The 13,145-nt window shown below is 56.1% G+C and carries 12 protein-coding genes and 1 pseudogene; 10 read left to right on the forward strand and 3 right to left on the reverse strand.

What is annotated here, in order from left to right:
• Position 1: 1 nt before the first annotated feature.
• The 5 genes from KBX13_RS01840 to KBX13_RS01860 are packed head-to-tail and all read left to right on the forward strand — an operon-like array spanning position 2 to position 5,386.
• Positions 2-1,141: a Xaa-Pro peptidase family protein gene (locus KBX13_RS01840; protein WP_256000181.1), complete on the forward strand. Its 1,140-nt coding sequence runs from the start codon at positions 2-4 to the stop codon at positions 1,139-1,141.
• Positions 1,142-1,153: 12 nt separating this feature from the next.
• A complete protein-coding gene (locus KBX13_RS01845) occupies positions 1,154-2,368 on the forward strand; it encodes a lipase family protein (RefSeq protein ID WP_256000180.1) in 1,215 nt (404 codons plus the stop codon).
• Positions 2,369-2,395: 27 nt separating this feature from the next.
• Positions 2,396-2,935, forward strand: a complete 540-nt coding sequence (locus KBX13_RS01850) for an FxsA family protein (RefSeq protein ID WP_070363522.1) — start codon at positions 2,396-2,398, stop codon at positions 2,933-2,935.
• The gene (lnt, locus tag KBX13_RS01855) at positions 2,932-4,560 is read left to right on the forward strand and encodes an apolipoprotein N-acyltransferase (RefSeq protein WP_256000179.1); all 1,629 of its coding nucleotides are present in this window, start codon (positions 2,932-2,934) and stop codon (positions 4,558-4,560) included. Before KBX13_RS01850 ends, lnt begins: the two co-directional genes overlap by 4 nt.
• Positions 4,514-5,386 (forward strand): polyprenol monophosphomannose synthase, encoded by an 873-nt coding sequence (locus KBX13_RS01860; RefSeq protein ID WP_256000178.1) that lies wholly within the window; start codon positions 4,514-4,516, stop codon positions 5,384-5,386. Before lnt ends, KBX13_RS01860 begins: the two co-directional genes overlap by 47 nt.
• A gap of 76 nt (positions 5,387-5,462) precedes the next feature.
• Here KBX13_RS01860 and KBX13_RS01865 read toward each other — a convergent pair whose 3' ends face one another.
• Entirely contained in the window at positions 5,463-5,840 is a 378-nt protein-coding gene (locus KBX13_RS01865) for an RNA polymerase-binding protein RbpA (RefSeq protein ID WP_070477143.1), read from the reverse strand.
• 128 nt (positions 5,841-5,968) lie between these two features.
• Between KBX13_RS01865 and KBX13_RS01870 the strand changes: the two genes are divergently transcribed.
• Together KBX13_RS01870 and KBX13_RS01875 are read left to right on the forward strand one after the other, a co-directional pair.
• Positions 5,969-6,316: a hypothetical protein gene (locus KBX13_RS01870; RefSeq protein ID WP_256000177.1), complete on the forward strand. Its 348-nt coding sequence runs from the start codon at positions 5,969-5,971 to the stop codon at positions 6,314-6,316.
• Positions 6,317-6,322: 6 nt separating this feature from the next.
• Positions 6,323-7,033, forward strand: a complete 711-nt coding sequence (locus KBX13_RS01875) for a YceI family protein (RefSeq protein ID WP_070362479.1) — start codon at positions 6,323-6,325, stop codon at positions 7,031-7,033.
• A 127-nt stretch (positions 7,034-7,160) separates the two neighbouring features.
• Here KBX13_RS01875 and KBX13_RS01880 read toward each other — a convergent pair whose 3' ends face one another.
• Positions 7,161-8,489, reverse strand: coding sequence for a class I SAM-dependent methyltransferase (locus KBX13_RS01880; RefSeq protein ID WP_256020425.1), 1,329 nt, complete (start codon positions 8,487-8,489; stop codon positions 7,161-7,163).
• A gap of 135 nt (positions 8,490-8,624) precedes the next feature.
• Between KBX13_RS01880 and KBX13_RS01885 the strand changes: the two genes are divergently transcribed.
• Positions 8,625-9,962, forward strand: coding sequence for an NAD(P)/FAD-dependent oxidoreductase (locus KBX13_RS01885; RefSeq protein WP_256000175.1), 1,338 nt, complete (start codon positions 8,625-8,627; stop codon positions 9,960-9,962).
• Between the two features lie 142 nt (positions 9,963-10,104).
• A pseudogene (locus KBX13_RS01890) lies at positions 10,105-11,177 on the forward strand (magnesium and cobalt transport protein CorA).
• On the opposite strand, the gene KBX13_RS01895 reads toward KBX13_RS01890, so the two are convergent.
• Complete coding sequence (locus tag KBX13_RS01895; RefSeq protein WP_070362482.1) at positions 11,174-11,596, reverse strand: PaaI family thioesterase; 423 nt, start codon at positions 11,594-11,596, stop codon at positions 11,174-11,176. The pseudogene KBX13_RS01890 and the gene KBX13_RS01895 sit on opposite strands and share 4 nt — an antisense overlap.
• A 36-nt stretch (positions 11,597-11,632) precedes the next feature.
• On the opposite strand from KBX13_RS01895, the gene gndA reads away from it, so the two are divergent.
• Entirely contained in the window at positions 11,633-13,117 is a 1,485-nt protein-coding gene (gndA, locus tag KBX13_RS01900) for an NADP-dependent phosphogluconate dehydrogenase (RefSeq protein ID WP_256000174.1), read from the forward strand.
• Positions 13,118-13,145 lie beyond the last annotated feature (28 nt).

The raw sequence follows: 13,145 nt of genomic DNA on the forward strand, positions 1-13,145 counted from the left end.
TATGACTTTCTTCGGTAGCGACACATTTGAACGTCGACGCGCAGCAGCCTGCAAATTTCTTGCGGCAAATCACCTGCGCGCCGTGATCATCGGCCCTGGCCCGGAATTTGAATACCTGACCGGTACACAAATCGATACGCACGAGAGGCTCTCCGCTATCGTGCTCACCGATGAAGGAAACGCTACCGTTGTCCTCCCCAGCACCGACGCTGGCTCCTTCCCCTCAGACGACCCGGCGCTCATCCCCATTGGGTGGCGCGATGGCGAAGACCCCTATGAAATTGTTTATAAACTCATCGCATCGCCTGCCGACAGCGCAACGCCTCCGATCATTGGCCTGGGCAGCACGCTCACCGCGGATCACGTGCTGGCTTTGCAGCGATACCCATTCAAGACCTGTCTTGCGCAGGACGCATTGTCTAGTCTGTTTATGGTCAAGGATGATGACGAGATTGCGCAATTGGCTCAGGCCGCCGAAGCAATCGACCGCGTTCATGCCCTCGTTCCCTCGCTACTTACCCCAGGTATTACCGAGCGCGCTGTGGCCGACGCACTGCACACGGCGATCCTGGAGGAGCACACCGCAGTAGACTTCATCATCGTCGGTTCTGGCCCCAACGGCGCAAACCCTCATCACGACTTCTCCGATCGAATCATTGAAGCAGGGGACATCGTCGTCGTCGATATCGGAGGGACGATCGCGAGCGGCTACCACTCCGACTGCACGCGAACGTATCTTGTCGAAGGAGCACCGGGTAGCCAAGAGCAGCTCGATGCCTACGAAGTGCTTTTGCAAGCGCAACAGGCAGCTTGCGACGCCGCTCGGCCTGGAATGCGAGCAGAAGAGCTCGACGCGGTTGCGAGGAACATTATCTCCGAGCACGGGTACGGCGAGTGGTTTACGCACCGAATCGGGCACGGCATTGGGTTGGCTGGCCACGAACCGCCGTTCCTGGTCACCGGCAATGATCTCGTCCTAGATGAAGGAATGGTCTTTTCCATCGAACCAGGAATTTACAAACCAGGCAGCTGGGGAATGCGTATCGAGGACATAGTGCATCTCCAGGCAGACGGTGCACACGCGCTGAACACCAGGCCAAAGACCTTGCAGCCCCACCCGCGAGACACTCCGAGGATCTAGGAAAGCACGTACATGGAGTTCGGCTTAACTCTTCGCACACTGCTGCCGCTTAGCGTTGACCTCACGCATTCACATCCGCTCACAGATGCGGAGTACGGCAAAGCAACTTGGGCAGTCGGCGCTCGTCCTGGCACACTGCTGCAAGCAACGCCGATTCGTCCTATAGGGCTGCAGTACAGGCTCAATCGTGCCAACGCATTCAGAATTGAATACACCACGACCGACGAGCGGGAACGCGTGATGTCTGCTACCGGCGCGGTGTTCCTCAGCAAGCGTCCCTGGCACGGCAATGGACAGCGTCCAACCGTCGCGTTCGCCCCGTCCACCCAAGGCGTTGCCCCGGCATGTGACCCTTCTTACTCCTGCACTGTGGGACTTCGACTTCGACGTAAACCACTGGACCTTATCGCTGCCTACGAGCAGCCTGCGATCAACATGTTGCTCGCCGCGGGAGCGAATGTCGTGTTGACGGACTACCCACGAGATCCCGAAGACAATGTGCAGCTCTATTGCTTCCACCGCGCAGCAGCCCACGCACTCGCCGATGCAGTTCGCGCCAGCGTAGGCCTAGGCTGCAGCGTCGAAAAGCTTGGTCTCTGGGGTTTTTCTCAGGGCGGGGGAGCCGCAGCTTCATGGTTAGAGCAACCCGAGTACGCGCCGGAACTACATCTGCGCGCCGCAGTCGTCGGAGCACCACCTGCAGATCTGCTTGCGATGCTCGACCGCATCGATGGGACGCTTCCGTCCATCATGATTCTTTACGCAGTCGCCGCCCTTCTAGCATCCGACCCAGAGATCACGGAAGAGCTGATGCCCCACCTCAGCCCCGTTGGTATGTCCGCTGTCATCCTTGATGCGAACATCTGTGCAGTGGGCGCGGTCCTCCGACATGCTTGGGCAAGCACCGTACACTGGACGGCAGCAGGTATCCCAATGTCTACGCTCCTCGAGGATCTTCCGAAAACAGCCGCAGCGCTCGACGATCAAGCATTAGGTACTCGTACACCACTCGATATCCCACTCAGACTGTGGGGCAGTAAGTACGACGACATCGTCCCGTGGCAAGTGGTCGCCGAACTAGGGGAGAAGTGGGATAGACCCGTTCAAATGCGAAAACTTCCCAAGCTTCCGGGAAGAACTGGCATCAACCACTTCGCCCCATACTTCCAGCACCTCCGAAAGGACGTCCTGTGGCTATTAAGCCAGCTAGAATCCTCAGGCAAGTAACCGTGTAGTCCGGCTAAGATGGTCGGCATGCCAATCTACATTTTGACGTATTTCCTCGTAGAAGCGCTGGCGTTTTTCCTTGTCGCGAAGTCAATCGGCGTTGGCTGGGCTTTGCTGGCAATCTTCGCGCTGATGGTGCTAGGCGGTGCACTGGCGACGCTCACGCTCCGCGGCGAACTCGCAAAGGCGGCACGTGGCAAAACATCTGTAGGGAAGCTAGCAGGCGACTCTGCGCTTCTCATGGTTGGCTGGGCTTTTTGCATTATCCCGGGCTTCGTTTCTTCAATCCTGGGGTTCTTCTTGGTCTTCAGCCCTACTCGCTCGATACTCCGAAACCACCTTTCACGCTCTCTGCGGCAACGCGTGGAAAATGTTGGAATCAGGATGTACGAATCGACGCCGATGTCCCGAAACTCTGCTTCCTACGGCTCGTTCACGCGGCCAACTCCTGAGCGTGGGGCCAGCGACGATGAGCACCCCGTCATTGACACGGATGAAATTGAAGACTGGCTCTACGAAGAGCACAAACGCCGATCAGAAGGTGGGGAAGAGGGACCACGGTCGTGAATGCGTCACTCCGACTTGTCCTCGCGGTACTTTCCGGCGTTGCGGTTGCGTTCTCCTATGAGCCGTTCGGGTACTGGTTCCTCGCAGTACTCGGCGTTGGTGCGTTCTACCTCGCTCTGATGCCGTGGCAACGTTTTGCTACAGCAGCGAAGCCATCGCCAAGTGCAACATTTGGCTGCTTGCTCGGGTTTGCCCATGCCGCCACGTGCTACTTGATCCTCCTGCCCTGGATCGGAGCATTCGTCGGCGCGATGCCCTACGTGGCGCTCGCTATCACGCTGGCGCTCTCAGCGCTTATCACTGGCGCGGCTGGCGTCCGCATTGCCCGTTGCCAGTATGGGTTCCTTGCTTTTCCATTTGTGTATATCGCGGTGGAGTTCCTCCGCTCGTCGCTTCCATTCGGCGGATTTTCCTGGGTCCGGCTGGCATGGGGGCAGGTCAATGGGCCTCTGGTGTGGCTATCTTCAATTGGTGGTCCAGCGCTAGTTTCTCTCGCCGCCTGTCTCGCTGGTGTAAGCCTCGTGACGTTTCTCATCACGCGTGGGAGAACCCGCAGGGTAGCTGCGTTAGGTTTCGCGCTCCCGATCGGGCTCGGAGGACTTATCAGCCCGAGTTTCGATGGCGAGGGGACAGAGGCTCAGACGGCACAGGGCAACTCCGTACTGGTCGCAGCGATTCAAGGCAATGTGCCGCGCCTCGGGCTTGACTTCAACGCTCAGCGCAGAGCCGTGTTACAAAATCACGTCGATGAAACTGTTCGCGCAGCGAATGATGCCCAAAAACAAGGTGAAAAGCTTGACCTCGTTATTTGGCCGGAGAACTCGTCGGACGTGAACCCGTTTCAAGATCCTTTGGCGGCGTCGTCAATCGAACGCGCTGTGAGCGCAGTAGGGGCACCGGTGCTGGTGGGGACGCTGACGCGCGACGAGGTCGGTGCGCGCAACACGATGGTCGTGTTTGACCCGGAAACAGGGCCAGGCGAGACTCATCATAAACGCTTTTTGCAGCCGTTTGGCGAGTACATGCCAATGCGCGACTTCTTCCGGAAAATCACGGACCTCGTGGACCTCGCCAGCGATTTCAAGCCCGGCAATGGCCCAGGTGTCGTCCACATGGGAGGCATCCCTGTTGGGGTTGCCACATGCTATGAAGTGGCAGAAGACCCGGCGTACCGGATGGCAATTAATAATGGTGCGCAAATTCTCGCTACCCCGACGAACAACGCGACTTTCGGGTTTAGCGATATGACCTATCAGCAGCTGGCGATGAGCAGGCTGCGTGCCATTGAAACGGATAGGGCAGTGGTTGTTGCAGCTACTTCAGGGGTGTCAGCAATCGTGCACCCTGATGGAACGGTGAGCCAAGAAACTTCTATATTTGAAGCTAACCACCTGATTGAACGCCTGCCACTACATACAACGCGGACATTTGCTGTGCGTTTTGGGGACTACCTCGAGGCTGCGTTCGTTTGGCTTGGGTTCATGCTCATACTCGGTGCAGCAGTCCGCCGACCCAGGGAGTATGCTAGACAACATTTGAACAACGGCGAGAAACGTTGCTGGAAAAGGAGCAGCCACCGTGGCGAATTCGACATTAGTGATCATCCCGACGTACAACGAGATTGAGAATCTTCCCCTCATTGTTGGCCGGGTTTTCGATGCAAACGATGATGTAGACATCCTTATTGTCGACGACAATTCTCCTGACGGAACGGGGCAGAAGGCCGACGAACTGGCAGAAGCGAATGATCGCCTGCACGTCTTGCACCGTGCTGGCAAGGAAGGGCTACTCGCCGCGTACCGCGACGGTTTCAACTGGGGACTCGAGCGTGACTATGAGGTTATCTGCCAGATGGACGCCGATGGCTCGCATGCACCTGAGGAGCTTCACTGCTTGTTGGAGGAGATCGAAAGCGGCGCAGACGTCGTAATCGGTTCGCGGTATGTGGACGGCGGGGAAGTTAAAAATTGGCCCAAGCAGCGCTACTTGCTTTCCAAGCTGGGAAACGCCTATGTTTCCCTTGCGCTGGGTGGCGATGTTCGCGACATGACCGCAGGTTACCGCGCTTTTCGACGCGAAGTCCTCGAGACCATCGATCTCCAGGAGTTGTCCAACAAGGGCTATATTTTCCAGGTCGATATGGCGCACAAGGCCGAGCTTGCCGGTTTCGACGTTCGCGAAGTACCGATTACATTCGAGGACCGCACGTTGGGCGAATCTAAGCTAGACGCAAGCTTCGCGACAACTTCTCTCTGGGAAGTCACCAAGTGGGGTGCCACCGAAAAGTTTGGCACCGCACGGGAGATGGCGAAAGAGGGATTCCGAATGCTCAGCTACGAGGCCAAGCGCTCTAAAGCAAACGAGCTGCTGAGCAAGGCGAACGACCTGCCTCAGCTCGCGGGCAACGTCGTAGAGGTTGCCAAGGAATTCATCGCTTCGAAGCGTAAGTAACTTCGCGTTGACAGTTAGACGAAAGGCGAGAAGCTACAGAATATGTGGCCTCTCGCCTTCGGGCTATAACTAGCTCTTACTTCTTGTTTTCTGCTGCTTGTTCTTTCGCCAAGCGCGCAGCAGCGCGACGACGTTTCCGCAGCTGTTCAAGGCGCTCTTCAAGCAGCACGTCGAGCTCTTCGATAGTACGGCGTTCGCGAAGCATATCCCAGTGAGTACGGGGTGGCTTCGTCGGCTTCGACTCGACGCCTTCGCCTTCCATAAGGGTGCCGAGCTGGCCGTTCTTGCACATCCATTCCTCTGGAATCTCTGCATCATCTGCGAACGGCACTTCGAAAATCTCGCCGTTCGGAGTGCGGTATCGCGCTTGCTGCCGAGGCGCGAGATCATGGTCTCGGTCCGTCTCGTAGCTCACAGCGCCCATTCGACTTCCGCGAAGAACACGATCAGCCATACTCAATTGTCCCTTCTAAACACATTTAAATGCAGTCGCCCTATTATAACGTTCACCTTTTAGATTTTGTTCCCGTAGTATCGAACCGGACATGCATTCCGTTCAAGGTGTGTATTAGGCTGACCCGTATGCCAGAAAATGATGTGTACGCGAAGAGCGAATCGCCTACGTGTCAGTGGTGTGGCAAAGAAATGGCGCGGCAGCAGGGAAGAGGACGCCGCCGAAAATATTGCAGCCAGTCATGCAAGCAGCGCGCGTATGAACAGCGTAACTTTGTAGCCGGCACTGCGATTGATGAAGGGGCAGCCATCCTTAAACCGGAAACTGTGTCTATGCTCCGCGACAACCTTTTCGTCTTGCGTTGCACAGCGGAAGATATCCGGACAGCTGTGGATGAAGGTGCAAACCCGGATGAATTACGTAACATGTGTGACGAATTAATTGAATTAGCGCGAACAGTTGAGAAGTTGAGGTAAGTACCCATGAAGGAAGTGCAAGCTCCCAGCGACCGCAAGAAGAAGCTCTTGATGGTCATTGTTGCGGGAATTGCGGTGCTCGCGGTCCTAATCGCGATAATCCCATTGCTGCTCAACATGTTTGGTGGCGGTGGAGTCAAGACAGAAGGAATTGATACAGACCGACTTAAACCGGCGGACACTGACATCAACGGCGTTTGGAAGATCCAAAAGCGTCCTGGCGTCAACTCGACGTCCGTTGGGTTCACGTTCGATGAAGTTCTTCCTGGTGAAGCAAAGACGACCTCAGGATCGACGACAGGTGTTGAAGGCGAGGTACATATTGAGTCGGGTGTACTGCAGTCTGGCGAAATCGTAGTCGACATGACGAATTTGACTACAGACAGCGATGTTCGAGACAACAACGTACGCCGGAAGATTCTTCACACGGATCAATACCCGACGTCAAGCTTCACGATCACCGAGCCGATTGATCTATCCAAGGTTCCATCAGACGGTTCCGCTGGAACCGTGAACGTGGTCGGAGACTTGACCATCCATGGCGAGACGAATCGCGTCACAGCACCTTTTGACGTAGCCCTGTCTGGCAGCCATCTCATCGTCGCGGGCGATGTACCGTTTGATAGAGCTGACTACGGCGTTGAGACGCCTGAATTTGTCGCAGCGAAGATTGCCGAGAGCGGGCTACTCAATATTCGCCTCAATATGACCAAGTAGACTGTCAGAATTACCCGCCCAATTACGTCACGTTACGTTATTGGGCGGGCTTCGCTATCTATATGCAAAGTTGTATAAATGTCCGATAATGTACATTATGTCAACTAAGGAACTTGACCCTTGCTTCTTATCGGCGCCCACCCCGGTGCTTCCGTACCAATACCGCCTGTGCCAGATCCAAGCCCCCTACTGATGCAACTGCTTCGCGAACCGCAAACTGCCAGAGCCATAGTCGGCGAAATACTTCGTCATAGCCATCGGCCGCAGCTTCACGGAGCCGCCCTTCAAACATTTGACGCTGCAAACGAATCGACAACCGAAGATGTTCCGGCGCACGGCTAATACTGATCGCTTGGAGATGCGTTTGCTGTTCAACTAGCTTCAGAAAATCGACTTCATATTGATACTCCATACCTGGCCATACATACGCACCAAGCACCTGAAGCGCACTCCGACACGCTCGGTTCACGGATTTTGATTGCACGCGACGTGCCATCACCGATTGCACACCGATACGCCCGCCTGGAAGTAGCATGCGATCCATCGCGCGAAGGTACTGCACTTTATCGCGTTTCGGACATGATTCAAGCTGACTAAATGAAACGATTGCATCATACGGCCCATGCTGCTGGGCCCATTGAGCGTCACCAAGTTTGCCCACGGCAACGCGCACATCGTTCGCAGCGCCATTAAGAATGAGGTATTCCCGAAGATGAGCGGCACTGTCATGGCTAATTGCGAGAGTATCAACCACCACTCCGCGCCCTATCGCGGCCAGAGCCACAGCACCTCCCGAGTTCGGATACTCGAGCATTCTCGTACCGCGCCCTGCACCGACTAGGTCCAGCAACTGCTGAGCGCTCCGCGCCTGTATATCGCCCAAGTCGGCTCGATCCGCATCGAGCGGTGCTTCGTAGGTGGTCACATCGATATAGCGGCGCTTCGCGCCACGCTGTTTGGCACGCTGCTCCGGGTAGGACTTGGTCAGTTTGCGCTCGGTAGTTGCGACACCTGTAGCGAAATGACCCTGGAAAGCACTCACACGATCGCCCGAAAAGTGCTGTACGAGAGAACTCGGCAGCATCGCTCCAACAGTTTCCGGCCGTGGCTTCCACGATGTACGGCGGGGTACGTAGCCCTGCCCCAGCAGCTTCGCAATGACTTCAACAAGTACATCCGATGAGGTCACTGACCACTCGCCTGCCATGTACCCCTCTGCCAGGCCTGTCCAGCCAGCAGCCGCGATTCGTTCAAAAAGCCGCTCATGGTTCACGAGAATGTCGGCGTCGTCACCAGAAAGCGTTACACCCGTGGCGTCACAGGCTCGAGCAAACTCGGCCTCTGCAAGCCTGGCGCGAGTTTTCAGAGCAAACCCATCCAACGGCTGCACTAGCCGTGGCCACTTTGTGGCGTCAACAGTGTGTAAATGCGTTGGTACTGGTTCAGGAATCGGCACGCTTCCCCACCTTACTTGGTCAAACTTTCAGCGGAGTTTTCGACGCTTCATCTCCAAAACCATACCGTTCTAACATTATGGGCGTACTATAAAGGGAAGAAAATTCAAACAGCTTTCCCAAGGAGCGACACTTTTATGACTCAGACACCATACCGCCCCGCTGGAAACCGCCATCACGTCGTGATCGTAGGTGCGGGGTTTGGTGGCATTAACGCTGCTCATGCACTCGCGGATGCAGACGTAGACATTACGATTATTAACCGCACAAACCACTTCATCTTCGCCCCTCTGCTCTATCAGGTAGCGACCGGTCTTCTGTCTGTCGGCGAAATTGCCTCTTCGGTTCGCCAGATTTTGGCAAGCCAGGACAACGTTCGCGTTGTGCGCGGCAATGTTGACGAGATCGATACCGCGAATCAGATCGTCACTGCTTCCGATGATGGTGCGTCGTCACAGTATGCCTACGACTCATTGATCCTCGCAGCGGGTGCAGGCCAGTCCTACTTCGGCAACGATCACTTTGCGGAGTTCGCACCTGGTTTGAAAACAGCCGATGACGCGCTCGAGGTGCGCGCGCGCATTCTTGATGCCTTCGAGAAAGCTGAGCTAGCTACTTCCGCTGAAGAACGCGAACGGCTGCTCACTTTTGTGCTCGTCGGCGCCGGTCCAACTGGTGTTGAGCTCGCTGGACAGATCGCCGAGTTGGCGCACCGCGCATTTGCTGGAGGCCAGTACTCGTTCTCACCAGATCAGACCAAGATCCTTCTTATCGACGGCATGCCACAGGTTCTGCCACCATTTGGAAAGCGTCTTGGCCGGAAGGCGCAGCGCGAGTTGGAGAAGGCAGGCGTTACTGTCATCTTAAATGCCATTGTGACTAACGTCGACGCTGAGAGCGTCACGTACAAGAACACCAAGACCGACGAAGAGACCACTGTCTACACTCCAACGAAGATTTGGTCTGCTGGTGTCCAGGCTTCCCCGCTGGGCAAGCAGGTCGCCGAGCAAGCTGGTGTAGAGGCTGAACGTAACGGCAAGGTGCCGGTGAACGCCGACCTGTCCGTTGGCGAACTGTCGAATGTATTCATCGTGGGCGACATGATGAGCCGCGACCGCTTGCCAGGCGTCGCCCAGGTTGCAATCCAGTCCGGTGAATATGTCGGAAAGATCTTGAAGGCACAGGTTGAAGACGAGATTACGCCGGAACAGCGCGAGCCATTCTCCTACTTTGACAAGGGATCGATGGCTATCGTCACTCGCTTTAACGCTGTCGTGAAGATGGGCAAGGTCGAAATCGCTGGATTCTTGGGTTGGTTGATGTGGCTCTACGTCCACGTCTCATTCCTCACTGGACTGCGCAACCGCACTGTCACAGCGTTGACGTGGGTTTACAACGCTTTGAGCTCGAAGCGATACAACCTTCCGACGACACCCGGCCAACGCCACGCGAGCTCCGAAAACGCAGAGAACTAAATGACTCTGCTGACGCGCCTCTCCCCTTTGTATACGGTTGGAGAGGCGCGTTCGTGTTCCGTTCTCGAAGGGCGTAGTATCTCGAGCGTTGTTATATCCCTCGCCCTTGATTGGCGCGACGCAGGTAGTAAAGGGGGCCACTATGCCACCAAGGATCCCGTTGTCGAGGAAGTCGTCGAAAAGCACGCTTCAACCATCGCGCATACCGGTGAAGGTCCCTCTGGAACGCTCGATCGACTTTTGCAAAGTATTTGTCGACGGCAAGCGCGTCCCTGGCAACTATCGGATTCCACAGGCACTGCAGGTCGCACGGGAGCACGATAACGCGTTTGTGTGGGTCTCGTTGAAAGGTCCGACAGATGAGCAGATGACCAAGATCTCGTCGTTTTTCGACATTGACGATCTGATCGTTGACGACGTAGTCGATGCCCACCAGAGGCCAAAGGTTGAGCGCTACGATGAGCAGCTGTTCATGGTCGTGCGCTCGGTGTATTACCGCGACGATGAGGAGGTTGCGGATGCCCGTGAAATCATTTCCACTGGTGAAGTCCAAATTGTGACCGGTCCGAACTTTGCGATCACAATCCGGCACGGCGCACCACTGCCTGATTTGACTGGCAAACTAGAGAGCGAGGAGGAGCTTGCGGTGCTTGGCCCAAGTGCCGTCGCATGGGTGGTGTCCGACTACATCGTCGATAACTATTTGAAGGTCGCAGACAACCTGAGCCGCGACGTCGATGAGCTGGAAAACGAAGTGTTTACGCCTCGGCGAGACATTAACATTGACAAGATTTACAACTACAAACGTGAGATCTTGGAGATGCGCCACGCGATCGATCCACTTGCACCGGCGTTAAAGATGGGTTGACCAACAACCGTGATCTGATGCGGAAAGCGCTCAGATCTTACTTCCGTGACGTGCAGGACAACGCGACGATCGTGAGTGACCACCTCTCAGGCTTCGATGAACGCCTTTCCTCCCTGCTTGACGCCTCGGTTGCGAAGGTTTCGATGCAACAGAACTCCGATATGCGTACGATATCTGCAGTAGTTGGTATGGCTGCGGCCCCGACCATGATTGCCGGTGTTTATGGCATGAATTTCGAGAATATGCCGGAATTGGCTTGGAAGTACTCCTACCCGGTGGTGCTCGGCGTAATGATCCTGACCATGGCACTGATGTATTGGTGGTTCAGGAAGAACCGCTGGCTTTAGGGTACGAGGAGCTTCAGATTCGTCAGGGCCACTAACTTGCCTTCGTGATGCATTTCGATGCGCCAGAGGTGGGTTCGCCGCCCGACATGAACTGGGCGCGCGGATGCTTCGATTCGCCCGTCACGGACGCTTCGTAGGAGGTCGGTGTTGTTGTTCATGCCGACAGCAGGTCTGCCAGCTGTCGCCATCGCTGCAACGGAACCTACCGTCTCTGCGAGACCGGCATAGACTCCCCCGTTGACGATCCCGGCAGGCTGAAGATGCTGGGGTCCGACGTCTATATGTGCAGTTACGCACTCTGGGCTACACGCCGTGATCACCATTCCGATCGTGTTGGCGTAACCGTTGTTGTATTCGTTGAGAGTCCGCAATTCTTCCTCGTTGAGCTCGCGATCAACTTTTTCGAATAGAAAACTCATTCCGTTCTTTCCTCTCAGCAGCGTAGTATTGTCTGCATGACTACCACCGAGCATGATACGAATCAGTCCCAGACTCATCTCGCCCAGATCGGCGTTGTCGGTATGGCGGTGATGGGTTCGAACCTAGCACGTAATTTCGCCCGCAACGGACATACGGTTGCTATCTACAACCGGTCCCCTGAGAAGACTCGCGCCGTAATGGCCGAGCACGGGGATGAGGGCTCGTTTATCCCATCTGAAACGATTGAGGACTTTGTTGCCTCGCTGGAGCGTCCACGCCGTGCTGTCATCATGGTCCAGGCTGGCAAGGCTACGGATGCAGTGATCAATCAGCTCGTCGAAGCGATGGATGAGGGCGATATCATCATCGATGGCGGTAACTCGTTGTTCACCGATACGATCCGCCGTGAGAAAGAAGTCGCTGAAAAGGGGCGCCACTTCGTCGGCGCAGGTATCTCTGGCGGCGAGGAAGGTGCACTGCTTGGTCCTTCGATCATGCCTGGTGGTCCTGTCGAGTCATGGGAGGCGCTTGGCCCACTCCTTGAGGATATTGCCGCGAAAGTCGATGGCGTTCCGTGCGTGACCCACATTGGCCCAAATGGTGCCGGACACTTCGTCAAGATGGTGCATAACGGCATCGAGTACGCCGATATGCAGGTCATCGGCGAGGCATACCATTTGCTTCGCTACGCAGCTGGGTTGGAGCCGGCGGAGATCGCTGAAATCTTCTCCGAGTGGAATGAGGGTGACCTGGATTCCTACCTGATCGAGATCACCGCTGAGGTACTGAAGCAAGTCGATGAGCAAACAGGCAAACCGTTTGTCGACGTCGTTGTGGACGCGGCTGGCCAGAAGGGCACGGGTCGCTGGACTGTGAAGGAGGCCCTAGACTTGGGCGTCCCAGTCACTGGCATCGGCGAAGCAGTGTTTGCTCGTGCGCTTTCTTCTTCTACTGCGCAACGCACCGCGGCCTTGGAGGCCAACCTCCCTAGTGGCGTAGAAGCTTCGTTCGCTGACCTTGGTCTGGACAAGGCGCAGTTCGTCGAGGATGTCCGGCGTGCTCTGTACGCCTCAAAGCTCGTTGCGTACGCGCAAGGCTTTGATGAAATTGCTACGGGTTCCGAGGAGTACGACTGGGGTCTGAAGCCTGGTGAGCTGGCGAAGATTTGGCGTGGTGGCTGCATTATCCGCGCGAAGTTCCTCGACCGCATCACCGAGGCGTATGAGAAAAACCCTGAGCTGCCATCACTGTTGCTCGACCCTTACTTCCGCAATGAGCTGGAGGGCGGCGTCATTGATGCGTGGCGTCGCGTCGTCATAACGGCTACGCAGCTCGGGCTTCCGGTTCCGGTATTCGCGTCCTCGCTCTCCTACTACGATTCCTTGCGTGCAGACCGCTTGCCTGCGGCGCTGATTCAGGGACAACGTGATTTCTTCGGTGCGCACACCTACAAGCGCGTCGATATGGACGGCACGTTCCATATCGCGTGGTCTGGCGACCGCAAGGAGCTTCGTTACTAAGCGTGGCGATAGCACCTGACCGCAAAAA

This window comes from Corynebacterium sp. CCUG 51687 (genome assembly GCF_024453995.1).
Classification (GTDB): Bacteria; Actinomycetota; Actinomycetes; order Mycobacteriales; family Mycobacteriaceae; genus Corynebacterium; species Corynebacterium pseudogenitalium.

Excerpts from the sequence above, each read along its gene's own strand:
- KBX13_RS01840 (WP_256000181.1), top strand. The coding sequence starts at position 2 with ATGACTTTCTTCGGTAGCGACACATTTGAACGTCGACGCGCAGCAGCC.
- KBX13_RS01845 (WP_256000180.1), top strand. The coding sequence starts at position 1,154 with ATGGAGTTCGGCTTAACTCTTCGCACACTGCTGCCGCTTAGCGTTGAC.
- KBX13_RS01850 (WP_070363522.1), top strand. The coding sequence starts at position 2,396 with ATGCCAATCTACATTTTGACGTATTTCCTCGTAGAAGCGCTGGCGTTT.
- KBX13_RS01865 (WP_070477143.1), bottom strand. The coding sequence starts at position 5,840 with ATGGCTGATCGTGTTCTTCGCGGAAGTCGAATGGGCGCTGTGAGCTAC.
- KBX13_RS01870 (WP_256000177.1), top strand. The coding sequence starts at position 5,969 with ATGCCAGAAAATGATGTGTACGCGAAGAGCGAATCGCCTACGTGTCAG.
- KBX13_RS01875 (WP_070362479.1), top strand. The coding sequence starts at position 6,323 with ATGAAGGAAGTGCAAGCTCCCAGCGACCGCAAGAAGAAGCTCTTGATG.
- KBX13_RS01885 (WP_256000175.1), top strand. The coding sequence starts at position 8,625 with ATGACTCAGACACCATACCGCCCCGCTGGAAACCGCCATCACGTCGTG.
- KBX13_RS01895 (WP_070362482.1), bottom strand. The coding sequence starts at position 11,596 with ATGAGTTTTCTATTCGAAAAAGTTGATCGCGAGCTCAACGAGGAAGAA.
- gndA (WP_256000174.1), top strand. The coding sequence starts at position 11,633 with ATGACTACCACCGAGCATGATACGAATCAGTCCCAGACTCATCTCGCC.